The organism is Buttiauxella sp., from assembly GCF_049686335.1.
Taxonomy (GTDB): domain Bacteria; phylum Pseudomonadota; class Gammaproteobacteria; order Enterobacterales; family Enterobacteriaceae; genus Buttiauxella.
On sequence record NZ_JBAVHX010000004.1, the window covers coordinates 96,537 to 114,746 of the forward strand.

Below are 18,210 nucleotides of genomic sequence, written 5' to 3' on the forward strand. Positions count from 1 at the left end.
CGCACTGGCGAAAAGGATGATCATGAGGTCCTTTTCGCGTTGTGAAAATAGACTTTTTCATTCATCTGTTTTAGACGGCGGGGGTAAACCAATTAAATGAATATATTGATCTTACGTAGTCTTGTATTAGGTGGGATAGTTTTCCTTTCAGCATGCAGTGTCTTAAGTCCTAAGGCTGAATATATCCCTGACAATGAAAATTTAAAACCAGCAACTGTTGGCGTGTCTTATTTTTTCAAGATTAAAATTTTAGGAGGCGCGGTTATTGGCGATTCTGAGAGACGAATTGGGTTTGTATCACCGGATAAAACCGGGATTTTTTTACGTAATTGCCCAATGGAAGAATGGAGAATTACCCCAAAAACGAGAGATCCCTTTGATTATAATTGTGTTGAAATCTATGGCACACCGGTGAAACCCGGTGTAATAAAAATTATAATTGGCGGAGGTATGTACGGCAGCATGATCGCCCCAGCGAGCGCATTTAGCAAAGAATACACACTAAACGTTGTTAAACCATGAAATATCACCCTGGCGAAAAGGACCGTTACAAGGTCCTTTTCACATGCTTCTGGAGTCTTACCACTCCAGCCATTCCCCGCCTCGTTCGCTACTTTCTCGTACCGTTTTAATAAACTTCATACCGGCCAACCCTTCCGCTATTCCTGGAAGCAATGGCGCATCACCGCCGCGAATTTTAACGGCCGCTTCACGGTAGATTTGCGCGAACCCTTCCAGATACCCTTCCGGATGCCCGGCGGGTGTGCGGCACTGATGGCGGACAGAGTCGTGGTTATTCACTCCATTTCGCGTGACGGTGTAACTATTTCCATGATGCGGATGTATTTCCAGAATTTCTGGCTGTTGCTGGCGAAAGCTTATCGTTGCCCGGCTACCGACGATGCGCAGACGCAAATCATTTTCGAAACCAGGTGCCACCTGGCTTGCCCATAAACGCCCGCGTGCACCATTGGCATAGCGCATTTCGGCGTACACTTCGTCATCCAGTACTCGCCCTGGAATGCGTGTTAACAGTTCTCCGCGCACCACTTCCGGCTCCATGCCGCTGACAAATGCCGCCAGTTGCCAGGCGTGCGTGCCGATATCGCCAATCGCCCCCGCACCGGCTAACGCTGGATTGCCACGCCAGCTGGCCTGCTTGTTATCGGTCAACTCAAGGCGGTCGTTCAGCCAGTCCTGTAAATACTCCACTTCGATGGCGCGAATATCACCGATTTCACTGTTGGCAATACGCGCACGAGCTTCACGCACCATCGGAAGCGCGCTGTAATTATGAGTGAGAATAAAGTGACGACCGGTGGTTTCGATAACCTGAGCAAGCTGCTGCGCTTCGGCAAGCGTCACGCCGAGAGGTTTATCGCAGATAACGTGAATGCCGTTTTCCAGGAAAACTTTCGCTACCGGAACATGCAGATGATTCGGCGTTACAATCGAGACAACTTCGATGCCGTCCGGACGAGATGCCTCACCCAGCGCCATCTCCTGCCAGCTTGCGTAACAGCGGTCGCTTGCGACAAACAACGCTTCACCGCTGCGTTTTGCCACCTCTGGTGAGGACGAAAATGCTCCGGCGACTAACTCAAACTGATCGTCCAGCCGTGCAGCAATACGATGTACACCGCCAATAAACGAGCCTTCGCCGCCCCCGACCATACCTAAACGGATACGCTTCATGGTTACTCCTCCAGCCCGAGCATACGACGCACCGCAGACGTTTCGCTTTTGCTGTTAGCAAAGTCGTCAAAGGCATAATCGGCCACCGGAATAATATGGTCGGCGATAAACCTGGCCCCTTCGCGCGCGCCCGCTTCGCCTGATTTCAGGCAACACTCCCATTCAAGCGTAGCCCATCCGGCATAGTCATATTGGGCGAGTTTACTGAAGATAGCGTTGAAATTAACCTGTCCGTCCCCCAGTGAGCGAAAGCGCCCGGGGCGGTCAATCCACGTCTGATAACCCGCGTAAACGCCGCTTTTTGCTGAGGTCTGAAACTCGGCATCTTTTACGTGGAAGGCTTTGATTCGTTGGTGGTAATGGTCGATAAAACCGAGGTAATCCATGTGTTGCAGCAGCATATGGCTTGGATCGTAGAGGATATTGCAGCGCGGATGGTTATCCACTAACGCGAGAAAACGCTCGAAGGTGACGCCATCATGCAGATCTTCACCGGGATGTAGCTCAAAACAGACGTCCACGCCCGCTTCGTCAAAACTGTCCAGAATCGGTTTCCAGCGCACAGCCAGTTCACGGAACGCTTCGTCGAGTAGTTGTTCATTGCGCGGCGGCCACGGATAAAAGTAAGGCCAGGCCAGGGCACCGGAAAATGTCGCATGAGCCTTAAGCCCTAAATTTTTCGATGCCATGGCGGCCTGTTTCAGGCTATTGACCGCCCACTGCTGGCGAGCGTGGGCATCTTGCGCCACGTCTGCGGGAGCAAATCCGGCAAATGCCGCGTCATAGGCCGGATGCACCGCCACCAGTTGCCCCTGCAAATGGGTTGAAAGCTCGCTGATTTCTAAGCCCACATTGGCCAGCACCGCACGAATTTCTGCGCAGTACTCCAGGCTTTGCGCGGCTTTGGTGAGATCAAAAATATGCGGTAAGTGAGTCGGGATTTGTACCGCTTTATAACCCAGCCCCGCCGCCCACGCCGCCAGCGAGTCGAGTGAATTAAACGGCGGCTTATCAGTAATAAACTGCGAGAGAAAAATGGATGGCCCTTTCAGGGTTTTCATTACAACATCTCCTTAATGAATACCGTGCGTTGTTCACGAACGGCGCGATCCGCCGCCAGCACCACCGCCAGGCTTTCAACCGCCTGCTGCTGATGAAGTGCCAGATCGCTATCGTCGTCAATCGCACGGGCAAAAAACTGTTGTTCGAGTTGGCACAAGGCAAAGTGATCCGGTTCATCACTTGCCATCACCCATTCATCCTGTTGAGCAAACTCGTCCTGCGCGTCTAACTTGGCGTGATGAATGCGTAACGATTCGGTGCGGGTGTGCGCCTCGACATTCGCCGATTGCCCTTCGCCGGCGGCTTCTCGCGCGACAATCGACACCGCCCCATTCGGCCCAATCACATCTTTTACAAAGAATGCTGTCTGGCTCATCATCGGCCCCCAACCTGCTTCGTACCAGCCGACTGAACCGTCGCTGAAACGCACCTGCAGCTGGCCGTAGTTAAACTGCTCGGGGGCAATGTCTTCGCTGAGCCGTGCGCCAATTGCGCTCACCGACAGCGGGCTGGCCTGGGTCATCTGGCACATCACATCAAGGTAATGCACCCCGCAATCCACAACAGGCGAAAGCGACTGCATCAGCATTTTGTGCGTGTGCCAGGCGCTGCCACTGCTTTGCTGATTGAGGTTCATGCGCATCACCAGCGGTTTACCAAGCCCGTGGGATAGCTCAATAAACTGCTGCCATACCGGGTGATGGCGCAGGATGTAGCCGACCACCAGTTTCTTGTCGGCAAGCCTCGCCGTCGCCACCACGCGTTTTGCCCCGCTCACCGTGGTGGCGAGGGGTTTTTCCAGAAACACATGGCAACCCGCAGCCAGTGCAGTCAGCGCCAGCGCCTCATGGCTATCAGGCCAGGTGGCGATGCATACCGCATCTGCCTGGGTGCTTTTAATCGCCTGCTGCAAATCATCGAACAGAGGAATGTCGGCGGCCAGTTGCGCTTTCAGGTGAGCTTTGGACTCTCCGCGAGCCACCAGCCCGCAGAGTGTAAATTCGTCCAGATGCTGATACGCAAGGCTGTGGGCTGCCCCCATATTCCCGCAGCCCACCACTAAGACGCGCAGCGGCTTATTTGCCATGCTGCTCGCCCTCTTTGTAATTGAAGGTGAAGAAGAAGATGGCGGCGATAACGACGGCGGCAATCGCTGGCATCCACCAGAACTGTTGCCATTGCAACAAGCCTTCCGCGCCCTTCGCGGTCACCGAGCGGTTAAATACCGCGCCGCTGATTTGCGAACCAATCAGCATCCCCAGCCCGTAAGTGAATAGCACCAGCAGACTTTGCGCTTGCCCTTTCACTTTGTTGCCCGCCACTTTATCGGTGTAGATAAAGCCGATGACGAAGAAGAAGTCGTAACACACCCCGTGCAAAATGATACCGATGTAGATCATCCAGCGGGTTTCTTCGGTGATACCTAACGCGAACATCGCGTAGCGCAGGAACCACGACAGCATACCGATAAGCAGCATCATTTTGATGCCCAGACGGCGGAAGAAGAACGGGATCAGCAGCATAAACACCAGCTCAGACATCTGTCCTAACGCCATTACGCCACTGACGTTTTCAAAGCCAACCGCTGAAATAAACGGTGCGGCGTAGGCGTAATAAGCCGCCAGTGGGATGGAGATAAGCGTGGCGCAGATGATAAACACCATAAAGTGGCGCTGTTTAAGGAGCGCGAAGGCATCCGCGCACAGCAGGTCACGCATCGACAACGGTTTGCCGCGATCCGGCGCAGGCGTATTTGGCAGCGTAAAGCTGTAAATCCCTAACACCACGGAAGCAACTGCCGCCATCGTGAAGATACCCGTGCTGTCTGAAAGGCCGCTGGTGCCAACAATCAAGCCCGCCACAATCCAGCCGATGGTGCCGAATGCACGTACCACCGGGAATCCTTTTTCACTATTCGCCAGACTGTGGAACGCCACGTTATTGCTCAGCGCGATAGTCGGCATGTAGCACAGCATGTAGGCGAAGATTATCCACAGCAGCCCGCTCTGCCCGCTTTCGAACGCCCCAGGCAACCACCACAACAATGCCGCGCCGACCAGGTGCAGTACGCCGAGCACTTTTTGCGAGGCAAAGAAGCGGTCAACTAACATACCCAGCACAAACGGCGATAAAATCGAGGCAATCGGCCCGGTGGAATACGCATCACCGATTAACGCGCTCAGGCCGTATTTGCCCATCACCACGCCGAGCGTCACATACCAGGCCCCCCAGACGAAAAACTCGAGAAACATCATTAACGACAGGCGCGGGATCACCCATTTATGGGTGGTCACTTGTGCCCCAACGGTCGACTGAGAAGACATAGATCCTCCGGTACAGAGTTTGCATTTGTTATTGTTGTTTACCCTGAATAATTCGTGGTGCAGGCAGGCGGCAACCGAAGGCATCCCGATGAGCTTACTCAAGTAAGTGATTCGGGTAACTGAGTGCGGCCAACGAACCTGCAACACGAAGTATGACGGGTAAATTTTGTAATCGATTACATTCGCACTTCATTAAAAATGTAATCGATTTCAGAAGGACTTCCATCATGCTGATGAATTATTTGGTAGTATCAATTCAAATATGGAATGTGGTTCACAATTCAAACGATCGTGCAAAGGATCAACATGTCGATAGATAAAGTGGCACGAACTGCGGGTGTTTCTACTGCGACCGTTTCCCGGGTGCTCAATGGCAACCCTGCGGTAAAACCTGGCACGCGCGACAAAGTTCTGGCGGCGATCGCGGCGTGTGAATACCAACCTAACCTGCTGGCGCGCCAGTTGCGTACCTCACGCAGCCGCATGTTGCTGGTGCTGGTGTCAAACATCACCAACCCCTTCTGCGCCCGCGTGGTGCGCGGCATCGAAGAAGAAGCAGAAAAGCACGGTTACCATATTCTGCTGTGTAATTCGGAATCACGCCTGACCCGCGAATCCGCCTATTTGCGCCTGTTGAGCGGTAAAGTAGTCGACGGGGTGATCACCATGGATGCCATCAGTTGTTTACCTGGGCTGACCACGTTGATCGGCGATTCGCCGTGGGTGCAATGTGGTGAAGGCGACCCCGGTTATCGCGCCTCATCGGTGACGATTGATAATTCTAAAGCAGCAGCGGCAGCCGTCACTCACCTGAAAAGCGCGGGCTATAAACGCATCGCCCTGATTAACGGTGATTTACGTTATCTCTATTCTCAACAGCGGGAAGCGGGTTATCGCGCGGCCTGCGGCAAAAACTGGCAAGCGGTAGTGTATGCCGACGGCCTGGAGTATCAGGCGGGTGTGCAGGCGATGGCGGAACTGTTTACCCTGCCAGAGCCGCCCGATGCGGTATTTGCCATCTCCGATGCGCTGGCGGGCGGAGCCATGCATTACGCCCACGAACAGGGTCTGCGCGTGCCAGAAGATGTGGCGATTATGGGCTTTGACGGCGTCCCGTTTGGTGCCGTCACCTTCCCGCCGCTCACCACCATCGAACAACCGATGCATCAACTCGGTGTGCGCAGCGTGCAGTTACTGCTCGAGCGCATTGATAACCCCGAAGTCGAAACCGTCAATGAGATCCTCGACTGGAAGTTAGTGGTACGGGGATCGGTATAACGTCTATAAGGTAGCTGAGCATTCGACTTCATCATCTGAAGTTCAACGCTCATTCCTGGCTATAGGGCCGGGTCAGTCCCATCATGGTCACCTAAAGTTTTTCTGTGATCACACAATTGAGCGCTGTTCAATGGTTATGTTCGTTAACCAGAATTGCGCTTTAGATGAACGAGTACCATCTTCAGTTCCAAATACGTCCTCACAATATATATTTGTATCCATAGCCTTTTTGGCTGCGTAAAGCTTATCTGCTCTACTTATCGTCCCAAATGACTGGAAAATGACTTTCCATTTCGCATCACTGAGTAAATCAGCGAGGGTATACGTTCTTATATCCGAGTTATTACTTTTATGTTTATCAATGATAAATTGATCGATTGCACTACGATGTAGTATATAAAGAACAACACCATTGCCATCAATAATAGGCAACCTATTTCTTCCTGTTGTTTCGAGTTTCTCTTCCAACACACTTTTCAGTAAATTAATATTTGCGGCATCTCCAGGGTCTTTTAATATTAAAGTTGTCACGTCAGTAGATGTCATATCAATAGCCACATCTTCCGCACTGATTTCACTTAGTTTTTGATCGCTGGTTAAGTGTCTGATGATCTGATTGGTTTGCTGAGTCGCAGCATCCATACTTTTTTGCGTATAATAAAATGCCAACACAGTACCCATCCAGGTTGCCAAAAGTGGAAGAATTATATTAAGTATATCTTTAGTGTGAGAAAATCTTTCCTTTTCCGCTGGGTCATGCACGCCAACTATAATAGCAGTGGTGCTTAAAATAGCAATTAAAACCAACACAATACAGACAACGATAATGCTCAGTTTATTTCGGAGTTTCGCTGTAACAAATGATTCATTTTCAGTGTTAGTTCCCATGACATTACACCTTGCAAGTTAATTTTAGCCCCATAAGCCTGGATAATAGCAAGGGGTGTATCTATGATCTGCATATGGATCTGCATATGCGACCCCTTGGTACTCAATTAACTATTACAATGGCACAATGGATAAACTGTCATACAAAAGTTTAAATTTTTTAATTTGTTAATGCGGAAGTATTAAAGACTGTATATACCCGTCGTCCTTCAAGTTGCAGGGGTGTTGGCTTCACTCACAAATCCCAGTCACTTACTCAAGTAAGCTCCTGAGAATTTGCTTCCTTGCCGCCTACCTGCAACTTGAATTATTTTGGGTATAAATGATACTTTAAATATGTTAAATCTTGCAAAGGGTGACCGTATGAATCACTTTATCCATTACATCAGAAGAGATATCCTTCTTCAAAAAAATGATGACATTATTTCCCCGCCATTTTATGCGGCAAGAAAAAAAACTCCGGAATCTATATATTATCCCACTTATCACATAACTAGGTCTACGCAGGGGCCTGCAAGCCGCATTAAGCCAGGGGATGTTATCTGGGTTGTCGCTCAATTGTATTCTCCTTGGGATTCTTATAGGCAGCAGTTACCCCCTGCTTTAGACATGAAACTTATCGTTAAAAGCATTAGCCAAACAGTTGTCAATGACCGCCCGTTACTGCGTTTTAGAGCCGCAGAAGGGTCAATGTGGTTTCCATATAAAAATGCCGTTGAGATTTTGATTGAATTGCAAACGTTGAACCAAAATAATACCGAGATGCCTTTATGGGGAAATCCAGAACAACAAATTGGTTACTATTTGCAGAGCATTAGGCAGCTAAAAGATGGAGCTAAACTTCAGGAATGGGCTTCGAATATCAATCTTGAACCCTTCTATTTTATCAGTTACAGAATTAAAGATGGGACATTCCAGGCATGGCTTCAGGTTGCCAAATTGATCCATGAAGAAAAAGTTGTATTTTGGGACCGCTGGACATTACCGAGGCGTATGGTCGAAAGACGCGAGTTTATCGATGACAAGATTTTAACTGGCTTCCTTCAGCAAAAAATTCAGCAGTGTCGCCAGGTGATACCTATTCAAACCGATCTATACGGTGCAGCAGGAAGCTATTCTGCACTGGAAAAAGCATACGCGATAGGTTTAGGAAAATTAAAACCTTGAGAAACAATTAACACTTTTCCACCATATATTTCTACAAACCAGCCATCCTCATAGCAGCTGTAGGCAGCTTCAAGGTAGAAGCGGACATGATCAGAGCAATACCCTGCGATAATCAAACGGCTGGACCCTCACCCTGAGATGCTGAACATGCCCGGCACACAGAAAAAACCCCATACCTTCGGGGTTTAATACTTTATATAAAAATTCACGATCCTAAACTAACGGGCAATCGTTTAATCTTTGCCAAGTATTTTGCATGCTTCTTTCAGTCCCAGACCAAAGTAATCTGTATAAAAAGTATTATTAAAATTATTGTCTTTCCAACAATTTTCTAAGGGCAGACTGATCAATCCCGTAAATGGTTCATCATATATATTGGTTACTTTCGGACGATCCGCCTCATCGAGCTTATCGAACCATTCAACCCAATCAGGTACACTTTCAGTTTGTACGATTACAAATTTAGCACCACCGGTATTCTCTGGAGTCAGATCTTTACCCAACTGTTGAGGATTTTTTAGCGTAATACCCGTTTCCTCTTTAAGTTCACGAATAACGGTACCGAGACTATTTTTATCTCTGGATTCATATTTACCTCCGGGAAGATGATAACCACCCCGGACCTTTGGTGGGTTCCCCGACTTCCCCCCTTTCGCAACCAGCACGTTTTTTCCATCAGTGAGTATGAGATATATCTTAGCCATGATGAATTCCTTTATTTATACCCAACAAATTATCACCATACAGGTAAACTTAATGCTCAGATTACCTGTGAGAATAATTTTCAGGTTCGTTTAATTGAAAGTATTTTCTACAATGATGTTATTTTACTGTTGAAAACATCTAATGAATTATGACCGACAGAGGGCTGAAATTGCTCATGTGAATCAAGGTCTAATGAAAGATCAGATACATGATTCAGCGGTGTTGATTTTGGATTGAATACATAATAGAGATCCTGACATTTTTTAAGCATACCGGCAGTATCAATGTCTTTATTTTCTGCTTTAACAGTAACTTGATAAACCTGTATGAAATCATTCAACGTGACTTTGCTCATGTCCACAATGGAACGGTAGAGGACAAATGAGCTGACCTTATCGCATTTTGATTTCAATGATGTGGATGTCACCGTACGTGACCATCCGGCAAAATCCAGCCGAACCATTGACGCACCTTCAAGAATAGCGCAATACCTGCGTACTTCGCTTTCAGAACCCTCAGTTGAACCAAATAGAATATTAACAAACCCACTCACGATTGTTGCAACAGCAGATTTATTGTCGCCAGCAACGAAATCTGAAACGGAGTTATTAACAACATCAGTAATGTTTTTTGCATTATCTGACGTAAACGCTTTAGTCTGATAAATAAAAGATTGGATTGAGCTTATAGGAAACGTTCTGTTGGTACCCAGTCCTGCACCTAATAAATCAGTGTTTATTTTTTCTGCATAATATTGAGTTTTTGACTGACCAAGAGCCATGAGAGTATCAAGGTGAGCCGAACATTCATCGCGTAATTCTGGGGATAAATCCTGACCCAGTAATGCTTTAGTAATTGCAGCCATAATTACACCTCCAATAACTGTAAAATATCAGGAATGTTATTACTGAATTCGAAACAATTAATTTCGCCATCAATAATAACAAGCTCACTGGTGAAATAAAATTATGTCTCTGCCGGCTTATTGTATATATAATACTTTCAGTTGACGCCAGTAGTATTACTAAACCTTTTTGCTGATATTATTGTGACAAAAAGAAAGATAAGAGATCAAAATCAATAATTTCCCCGCTGACAAAAAACATTGTTAATTACATATTATCGGTGATCATCCCGTTGTCAGGAGTGATTAATAAGTGATGGTCACAATTTATTCAGTCGCCGCCAGGTAAAGCAAATTTCCCCGCAAAAAATTCAATCGCTTTTATACCCTTCATACCTCAAGTTGCACGTGCGTTGGCTTTCCTCGCTCACCCCAGTCACTTACTCAAGTAAGCTGCTGGGGACTCACTGCGTCGCCGCCTTCCTGCAACTCGAATTATTTTGGGTATATACTGAAAACAAAGGTATTCTCGCCAAATACATTCATACAGTTTATGTCCGTTCGATGGAGATACTGGAAGCAACATGATTGTACCCTACTCCTATGCTCTACCCATTATTGCCGCGCTGTCGTTAGCAAGCCAGGCGAGTTTTGCCGTGGATGCAAGTCGCCCGAAAAAACATGCCGATGCGGTGCTCGCGCTGATGAGCTATACCGTCTGGCCAGATGTCACCGCCAGCGACCTGAATATCGATAACGGCAACAGTGAATCCAAAGAGCTGTCCATTACCCAGTTTGGCGGTGGCGCGACCCTCAGCAAGGAAGTCCCGATTTATCTTGAAGGGACGATGGGCTATAGCCGCTACGACCCGCAATTTGTGCTATCCGATGGGACCCAAACCCGCAAAATCCCCACCAAATGGAACAGTCTGACCGCCACCGGAGGCATTGGCTGGGATTTTCACCTCTACACCGACAGATGGGGCGGCAATATGGTGTTGCGCCCTATCGCCAATTTCATGCTCGGCACCATGGCCAGTGATTTGCGTATTGGCTCGTATGTTTTCCAAAAACGCACCAATCGGGATTTTGATTTCCTCAATGGCGGGCGACTCAATGCCTATGGGCTTGGCGGGTCGCTGATGCTCGATTACGAATTGTTCTCCAAACCGCAGGACATCGATATCGAGTTGCGCTACTCCAATATGACGCTGCAAAGTTTTGGCAACACCTCAGAGGCGGTCAAAGGCGAGGCTAACACGCAAAATGTCGGCGTTTATCTGCGCCGCCGTGCGCCAGTTTTCGACTGGACGTTGCTTAACAAGCCAGTGCGTTATGTTCTCGAAGGGGCGCATACGGAATATATTGGCGAGCAACGCGGGCAACTCGGTTTTAATAGCCTGACGTCGATGGGATTAGGGTTTGAGCTCGATAGCAGTGATTACGACGTTTTCATCACTCGCACACGGCTGGTGGCACGTTATATGTTTGGTAATAACACCAACGGTTACGGCTTGGGTCTGGCGATGAGTTTTTAAAATCACGCAAAATCAACATAAAGGTGGATGATGCTTACGCATATCCACCCTACAAAACCGCCAGACCACTCAGTTTATTTCAACGCTTCCGGCAGCTTAATCACCCACAACTCGTTTTGCGACTCGGGTTTTTCCAGCGGTTTTAAAGCGATTTTAGTCGCGACCTCGCGCCCTTCACGCGTCAAATGGCCTTTGCCATCCACTTCATAATCGTCAGCTTTTTTGGCATCAGCTTCAGGATTTTCCAGCACCGCTTGCAGGCCGAAATCGTTATCGTTGATCACGGCGATAGTCTGGTTATCAATCAGGGTCATGCCTTCGGCTTTTTCTTGTTGCCAGCCGAGTTTACGCAGATCAACCAGCTCTTTTTTCTCTGCCAGTTTGATACCACGCGCCTGCAGTTGTGCCGCATCATCAAATTCCGGGGCTTTTTCTTTATCAAAACGGCTCAAGTCACTCGCCTTGCTAAGATCGACCACATACACCAGATTGCGCATCACTTTGTTTTTATCGCCGCCCTGTTCGATGATCAACAGACGGTTATCGTCCAGCGCCACAATATCGCCAATCTTGGCATCTTTGGCTTTCTTATAAACGTCGATATCAATCGGGTAGCCATACATTGCAGTTTTACCGGTTTCCGGATTGACGCTCACCAGGCGAGTGAATTGCGCACTGTTTTTACTTTTACCGTCAATATCCAGCGTACTTTGTACCGCAGCAATAATGCGCCCGTCCGGCATCCGCGTGATGCCTTCAAAACCCCGGTTGGCCTGACGCCATTTGATGATATTCGGCAAACCGTCCGCTACCCCCTGCTCACCTTGTTCTGCCTGCGGGCCATACTTTTTGAGGATTTTGCCTTTGCTGTCGATATTAATGATGAATGGGCCGTATTCGTCACACAGCCAGTAACCGCCCTTACCGTCCGGGGTAATGCCTTCGGTGTCCAGCCCGCGCTTGTCGCTCGACAATTGCTGCAACGTATCACTCAGTGCGATTTCATTGGTCGCGCCAATCAAACCTTCTGGCAAGGGTAAACCGCTGATCGGCCCGCTTTCGTCATGCAATGGGTGGGCGTCGGTGGCCAGTGCTTTGCCATCGGCCACGCGGATAGTCATCATCAATGGGGTGTATTTCGGGTTAGCAAAAATCTTCGACTCTTTTTTACCTGATTTCGGCGAGTCCGCATTCGGGCCGCGGTCAGTCACGGTGGCAAACACCAGCGTTTCCCCCTCTTTGCCGACAAACTGCAAACCTGAGCCTACGCCCACCGGCAATCCTTCAGGGAAATTCGCGGCATAGGCTCCCTGGTATTCTACATGGTCGCCTTGGGGGAATGTGACAACGTAACGATCAACATGCGGCTGTGCCGCCTGACTTGCCAGAGGAATTAAAGAGGTCAGTACTAGCGCAAAAGGTTTTAATTTCATTAGGTTCGCATCCGCGGTTGGGGTCACCGATTTTGGTCAACAAGGTATAAAGCAGCTATATGACACAAATATGACTATTTTTTGATGTGATTATTTCTGTGGCTAAATATCCCGCGCTACTTGCCGATAACCCTTAGGTACTGGCTGAAACGAGTCAGATCATTTTTCAACATAAGGGTATTGCATGTCAGTCAGGCGTTTTTCGATTCTTGTTTTCAGCACATTGCTGATTATTTTCCTTGTTAGCACCGCATCCAACATCTGGTCTTTAACTCGTAGCAATCAATCTCTGGATAACGTTAACCGCGAGATCCACGTGGTTTTATCGGTCATCGACCCGATTAACCATAGCCGTACCATGCGTGTTCGCGCCATGGAAGCGTTAGAAGAACATGAGCAAGGATTTAGCGATCAAGGTCAGCTGGCACTGGACGGTGCGCAAGCGGTGTTGGGCAAGGCTAATTCTGCGTTTCAGGCATATCTGGAAGCACCGAAACAGCCGGGTGAACAGGTGCTGACGGATGCCTATCAGAGCGCCTTTGTGAACTATCGTGAACAAGGTTTGCAACCCTTGCTGGATGCGGTCAAAGCCAACGATGCCACGCGGGCTCGTACACTTGTGACCACCACTTTGCCAGAACTTGATCGGCAGTTTGAAATTGCGCTGGATAAACTGCTGGCGTTCCGTCAGCAACACGCCCAGCAACTGAACGAGGATGCCCAGGACAGTTTCAACCAAAGCCTGATAAGCATCGCCATTTTTGCCCTGATCTTCGCCGTCATTCTTGGCGCGGTTTACTGGCTGCTGAAAAAACGCGTGCTTAACGAGCTGGATAAAGCGAAATCCCATTGCACGGAAATCGCCAACGGCCTGCTGCATACGCCGATTATCGCCACTGCCAAAGATGAAATTGGCGCGATGATGCGAGAGCTTGAGCAAATGCGTGTTTCTCTGGCGAGCATTATCGGCCAGGTTCGCGAGTCGAGCCAGACCGTGGCTTACGCTTCTGAGGAGATCGCCGCAGGCAATACCGACCTGTCTGCGCGTACCGAAGAGCAGGCATCGTCGCTGGGTCAAACCGCAGCCAGCATGGAACAGCTGACGGTCACCGTGAAACTGACTTCTGACCACTCGCATCAGGCGAATAAACTGGCGAGCGGCATGTTAGTTGCGGCCAATGACGGTAATGAAATTGTCAGTGATGTGATTGATTCAATGCGTAATATTGAATCCAGTTCCAGCAAAATCGACAATATCATTAGCATCATTGAAGACATCGCTTTCCAGACCAATATTCTGGCGTTGAATGCGGCGGTCGAAGCGGCACGCGCCGGCGAACAAGGGCGTGGATTTGCCGTGGTCGCAAGCGAAGTCCGCAATCTGGCGCAACGTTCGTCGGTGGCTGCCAAAGAGATTAAAGAGTTGATTGAGTTGTCGGGCGAGCAGGTCAATATCGGCAGCAATCTGGTGAATCGCGCCGGTGAAAGCATGCAGCGAATTTCCAATGCGATTAAACAAGTGACCGGTTTGATGGAAGAGATTGCGGTGTCGACCGGTGAACAGAGCCGTGGCATCGAGCAAATCAACCAGGCCGTGGTGCAGATGGATGTGGTGACACAGCAGAACGCCGCGTTGGTGGAGCAAGCTTCCGCAGCGGCGATGTCGCTTAAAGAGCAGTCACAGGCGCTTAATGAAACGGTGGCGGTGTTTAAGCTGGCTTAAACATCGGTGATAGTGGTGGATGACGCTGCGCTTATCCACCCTACCAAACCTAATACGTCGCACCATTCGACAATGCGGAATCACAGGTCGGATCATCCGACAAAACCCAACATTAAAGCCCAACGTAGGTCGGATAAGCGCAGCGTCATCCGACACAATCCAACATTCAAACCCAACGCAGGTCGGATAAGCGCAGCGTCATCCGACAAAACCCAACATTAAAGCCCAACGTAGGTCGGATAAGCGCAGCGTCATCCGACAATGCTAATTACCACACTTTTGCGGCAAGCTCCGTCACCAGGCGCACTTTGTCCCACTGCTGTTCCGGCGTCAGGCTATTGCCCTCTTCTGTTGACGCAAAACCGCACTGCGGGCTCAAACAAATCTGGTTGATATCGACGAATTTCGCCGCTTCGTTAATACGTTCCTGTATCAACTGCGGGTTTTCCAGCTCGCCATTTTTGGTGGTGATAAGCCCCAGAACCACCTGCTGATGACCCGGACGCACAAAACGCAGTGGTGCAAAATCACCTGAACGGTCGTTGTCATATTCGAGGAAGAAAGCATCGACGTTCACCGTGCCAAACAGCACTTCGGCTACCGGCTCATATCCGCCTTCTGAAATCCATGTTGAGCGGAAATTGCCACGACACACATGCAGGCCGATTTTCAAATCATCCGGTTTTCCTTCCAGCGCTTTATTCAGCACTTGTGCATAAATCTGTGCCAGTTGGTCCGGATCATCGCCACGTTCGCGGATCTCTTTACGCTGAGCGTCGGAACATAAATAAGCCCATACGGTGTCATCCAGTTGCAGATAGCGGCAGCCTGCTGCATAAAACGCCTGAATCGCATCACGCCAGGTGGTGGCCAGATCGTCGAAATACTCTTTTAAATCAGGATAGACCGTGCTGTCGATAGCGTTACGACCGCCACGGAAGTGCAACACGCTCGGGCTTGGAATGGTCATTTTCGGCACCGCGTTGCCGCTGATGCTTTTCAGATAGCGGAAATCTTCCAGCATCGGATGCGAGCCAAAACCCAGCTTGCCCACAACACGCACGCTGTGCGCTTTAGTTTGCACGCCGTTGAACTGAATGCCCTGCTCTGACTCGTAACGTTCCACACCTTGCAGGCCATCAAAAAAGTCAAAATGCCACCAGGCACGACGGAACTCGCCATCAGTCACCACATGCAGGCCGCATGCGCATTGCTGTTCAACCGATGCGCGAATCGCCTCATCCTCCACTTTACGCAGTTGGATGGCGTCAATCTCACCTGCGGCAAAGGCCAGACGGGCATTTTTGATGGTGGCCGGGCGTAAAAAGCTACCGACGATGTCGGCACGGAATGGCGCGTGATGTGGCGATGACTGTGGCATGTGATTTCTCCGCTAACCCGGCTAACTAATTTAGTCAGGTGATAATTCATTATTTGAATTTCAGCCATCTGGATGGCTATCTTGTGTAGCGGAGAATGGCAGATACCGGACAAGTGGGCAAACGAAGTTCTTTCATGGGTGTTGAAAATAATTCATGTTGTTAAGACGATGTGAAGAGTAAGTTGATCTGCATCACAGTTTGCCGTTAAATATGACGTCCTGTTTTTGAGCCTCCTGATTATGATTGTTCGTCCGCAGCAACACTGGTTATTCCGCCTTTTTGTCTGGCATGGTTCCGTTCTACAAAAAATCTATTCACGCCTGCTGTTGAATGTTGCGCTGTCAATTAGCGTGATTTTCTTTCTGCCGTGGTATGAAACGCTCGGCATAAAACTCACCATCGCGCCATTCAGTATTCTTGGCGTGGCGATAGCGATTTTCCTCGGTTTCAGAAATAGCGTCTGTTATGCCCGCTTTAACGAGGCCCGAACGCTTTGGGGACAACTGGCCATTACTCAGCGCTCGTTATTGCGTGAGACAAAAAGCCTGTTCGGCAGCAGCAATGAAGTGCATATCACGACTTTTGTAAATCTGCAGATTGCCTTTAGCCATGCGCTACGCCTGACATTGCGCAAGCGCCCGGTAGACGAAACGCTGAAAAAATACCTGTCCGAGGATGACTTACAATGGGTCACCCAAAGCCACGCGCCTTGTAATCGTATTTTGCTGTTGATGGGTGACTGGTTAGCTGACAAACGCAAGCAGGGCCTGATTTCTGACGTGGTGTGGAGCAGCCTGAATCATCATCTTAATGATCTTTCGGCGGTTGCTGGCGGCTGTGAGCGCATCGCTGGTACGCCAATCCCCTTCGCTTACACACTGATTCTGCATCGTACGGTGTATCTGTTTTGTATCATGCTGCCGTTCGCACTGGTGACGGATCTGCACTACATGACGCCATTCTTGTCGGTATTCATTTCCTATACCTTTATTTCGCTCGACACCCTCGCAGAAGAACTCGAAGAACCGTTTGGCACGGAAGACAACGACCTGCCGCTGGACGCCATCTGCAACACCATTGAGCGCGATTTACACGATATGGATGGGAATGAAGAAGTACCGGAAAGGTTGCGCCCGAATCGCCATTATCGGCTGAGTTAGTCGGGCGCTGATTTCATTAGAAAATAGCACCCACGAAATCACGCTTGCCTAACGGCACGCCCGCCTGGCGCAAAATGTCGTATGCGGTGGTGAAGTGGAAGTAGAAGTTCGGGGTGGCAAATTTATACACGTAGCTGCGCGCGGTGAAACGCAGTTCGTGCTCGCGAGCCATCACGACGATTGGGCGTTCATCGTCGCCATCCAGTTGTGCATCGCTAATCCCTTGCATAAACGCGATGGTCGCCTGGATACGCGCCTGCAACTGGGCAATCGTCGTTTCAGTATCTTCCATCACTGGCGCTTCAATATCAGCCAGGCGGGCAACGGCTCGTTTTGCCATATCGGTAGAGATTTGTACCTGACGCACCAGCGGATACATATCTGCTGCCAGCGCCGCCGTCAGCAGGCTCTCTTCTGTTTTGCCGTTCTCTTTCGCCCAGGTGGCAGCTTTCTCAAGGATTGCTGACAAATTGGTCAAACCATGGATGAACTGCGCATTGGTTTCGCTGTAAATCGACATTGTTACTTCCTTTAAACATGACAAAAGTGACGGCAAGATTACACTTACTTAGCGCTTTGCGGATAGCGAATTTCAGCCTCAGGCGAAGCTAAATCCTTCATCTGCCCAACCGGTCATCCCTCCAATCATGATTTTCACCGGACGCCCTAAACGCGCCAGTTTTAACGCTGCGCGGTCGGCTCCGTTGCAATGCGGCCCTGCGCAATACACCACAAACAACGTGTCGGCTGGCCACTCGGCCATGCGCTCTGCTGTCATATCGCGATGCCGCAAATGGGTAGCACCTGGTATATGGCGACGGGCGAACGCTTCAGGGGTTCCCACGACATGCAGCAGCACAAAGTCCACATCCTGTTCTTTATACGCACTATGAACATCATCACAGTCTGTCTCAAGGCACAGGCGCTGGAAGAAGTGAGCGGCGGCGATTTCAGGACTTGCAGCGGGAAAATCAGTGACATAACTCATAGTGATTCCTCATGAAGGTTCAA

General features: G+C 49.4%; 17 protein-coding genes. 6 read left to right on the forward strand and 11 right to left on the reverse strand.

From position 1 onward, the window contains the following. Positions 1 to 96 precede the first annotated feature (96 nt). Positions 97 to 522, forward strand: coding sequence for a hypothetical protein (locus tag WBL83_RS00775; RefSeq protein WP_424587347.1), 426 nt, complete (start codon positions 97 to 99; stop codon positions 520 to 522). Positions 523 to 579: 57 nt separating this feature from the next. Here the strand turns inward: WBL83_RS00775 and WBL83_RS00780 are convergent, their stop codons facing one another. The 4 genes from WBL83_RS00780 to WBL83_RS00795 are packed head-to-tail and all read right to left on the reverse strand — an operon-like array spanning position 580 to position 5,081. Continuing rightward, positions 580 to 1,695, reverse strand: a complete 1,116-nt coding sequence (locus WBL83_RS00780; protein ID WP_424587348.1) for a Gfo/Idh/MocA family protein — start codon at positions 1,693 to 1,695, stop codon at positions 580 to 582. 2 nt (positions 1,696 to 1,697) lie between these two features. Then, complete coding sequence (locus tag WBL83_RS00785) at positions 1,698 to 2,756, reverse strand: sugar phosphate isomerase/epimerase family protein (protein ID WP_424587349.1); 1,059 nt, start codon at positions 2,754 to 2,756, stop codon at positions 1,698 to 1,700. After that, on the reverse strand, positions 2,756 to 3,844 hold the full coding sequence (locus WBL83_RS00790; protein ID WP_424587350.1) for a Gfo/Idh/MocA family oxidoreductase: 1,089 nt from the start codon (positions 3,842 to 3,844) through the stop codon (positions 2,756 to 2,758). The genes WBL83_RS00785 and WBL83_RS00790 overlap by 1 nt, the downstream gene beginning before the upstream one ends. Then, positions 3,834 to 5,081, reverse strand: a complete 1,248-nt coding sequence (locus WBL83_RS00795; RefSeq protein WP_424587351.1) for an MFS transporter — start codon at positions 5,079 to 5,081, stop codon at positions 3,834 to 3,836. The genes WBL83_RS00790 and WBL83_RS00795 overlap by 11 nt, the downstream gene beginning before the upstream one ends. Positions 5,082 to 5,387: 306 nt before the next feature. On the opposite strand from WBL83_RS00795, the gene WBL83_RS00800 reads away from it, so the two are divergent. Continuing rightward, on the forward strand, positions 5,388 to 6,359 hold the full coding sequence (locus tag WBL83_RS00800; RefSeq protein WP_424587352.1) for a LacI family DNA-binding transcriptional regulator: 972 nt from the start codon (positions 5,388 to 5,390) through the stop codon (positions 6,357 to 6,359). Positions 6,360 to 6,467: 108 nt separating this feature from the next. Here WBL83_RS00800 and WBL83_RS00805 read toward each other — a convergent pair whose 3' ends face one another. Then, on the reverse strand, positions 6,468 to 7,247 hold the full coding sequence (locus WBL83_RS00805; protein WP_424587353.1) for a hypothetical protein: 780 nt from the start codon (positions 7,245 to 7,247) through the stop codon (positions 6,468 to 6,470). 363 nt (positions 7,248 to 7,610) lie between these two features. Between WBL83_RS00805 and WBL83_RS00810 the strand changes: the two genes are divergently transcribed. Then, positions 7,611 to 8,414: a hypothetical protein gene (locus WBL83_RS00810; RefSeq protein ID WP_424587354.1), complete on the forward strand. Its 804-nt coding sequence runs from the start codon at positions 7,611 to 7,613 to the stop codon at positions 8,412 to 8,414. 233 nt (positions 8,415 to 8,647) lie between these two features. Here the strand turns inward: WBL83_RS00810 and WBL83_RS00815 are convergent, their stop codons facing one another. Next, positions 8,648 to 9,118, reverse strand: coding sequence for an NUDIX domain-containing protein (locus WBL83_RS00815; protein ID WP_424587355.1), 471 nt, complete (start codon positions 9,116 to 9,118; stop codon positions 8,648 to 8,650). Between the two features lie 107 nt (positions 9,119 to 9,225). Further along, positions 9,226 to 9,984, reverse strand: a complete 759-nt coding sequence (locus WBL83_RS00820) for a hypothetical protein (protein ID WP_424587356.1) — start codon at positions 9,982 to 9,984, stop codon at positions 9,226 to 9,228. Positions 9,985 to 10,547: 563 nt separating this feature from the next. On the opposite strand from WBL83_RS00820, the gene WBL83_RS00825 reads away from it, so the two are divergent. After that, positions 10,548 to 11,501: a hypothetical protein gene (locus WBL83_RS00825; protein WP_424587357.1), complete on the forward strand. Its 954-nt coding sequence runs from the start codon at positions 10,548 to 10,550 to the stop codon at positions 11,499 to 11,501. 74 nt (positions 11,502 to 11,575) lie between these two features. Here the strand turns inward: WBL83_RS00825 and WBL83_RS00830 are convergent, their stop codons facing one another. After that, complete coding sequence (locus tag WBL83_RS00830; RefSeq protein WP_424587358.1) at positions 11,576 to 12,934, reverse strand: esterase-like activity of phytase family protein; 1,359 nt, start codon at positions 12,932 to 12,934, stop codon at positions 11,576 to 11,578. A gap of 184 nt (positions 12,935 to 13,118) precedes the next feature. On the opposite strand from WBL83_RS00830, the gene WBL83_RS00835 reads away from it, so the two are divergent. Further along, positions 13,119 to 14,657, forward strand: coding sequence for a methyl-accepting chemotaxis protein (locus WBL83_RS00835; protein WP_424587359.1), 1,539 nt, complete (start codon positions 13,119 to 13,121; stop codon positions 14,655 to 14,657). Positions 14,658 to 14,925: 268 nt separating this feature from the next. On the opposite strand, the gene WBL83_RS00840 is transcribed toward WBL83_RS00835, so the two are convergent. Further along, positions 14,926 to 16,038, reverse strand: coding sequence for a cobalamin-independent methionine synthase II family protein (locus WBL83_RS00840; protein ID WP_424587360.1), 1,113 nt, complete (start codon positions 16,036 to 16,038; stop codon positions 14,926 to 14,928). 240 nt (positions 16,039 to 16,278) lie between these two features. Between WBL83_RS00840 and WBL83_RS00845 the strand changes: the two genes are divergently transcribed. Then, positions 16,279 to 17,199: a bestrophin family protein gene (locus WBL83_RS00845; RefSeq protein WP_424587361.1), complete on the forward strand. Its 921-nt coding sequence runs from the start codon at positions 16,279 to 16,281 to the stop codon at positions 17,197 to 17,199. Positions 17,200 to 17,215: 16 nt separating this feature from the next. Here WBL83_RS00845 and WBL83_RS00850 read toward each other — a convergent pair whose 3' ends face one another. Continuing rightward, positions 17,216 to 17,719, reverse strand: a complete 504-nt coding sequence (locus WBL83_RS00850) for a DUF1993 domain-containing protein (protein ID WP_424587362.1) — start codon at positions 17,717 to 17,719, stop codon at positions 17,216 to 17,218. A 78-nt stretch (positions 17,720 to 17,797) separates the two neighbouring features. Next, positions 17,798 to 18,187, reverse strand: a complete 390-nt coding sequence (locus WBL83_RS00855) for a rhodanese-like domain-containing protein (RefSeq protein WP_424587363.1) — start codon at positions 18,185 to 18,187, stop codon at positions 17,798 to 17,800. Positions 18,188 to 18,210 lie beyond the last annotated feature (23 nt).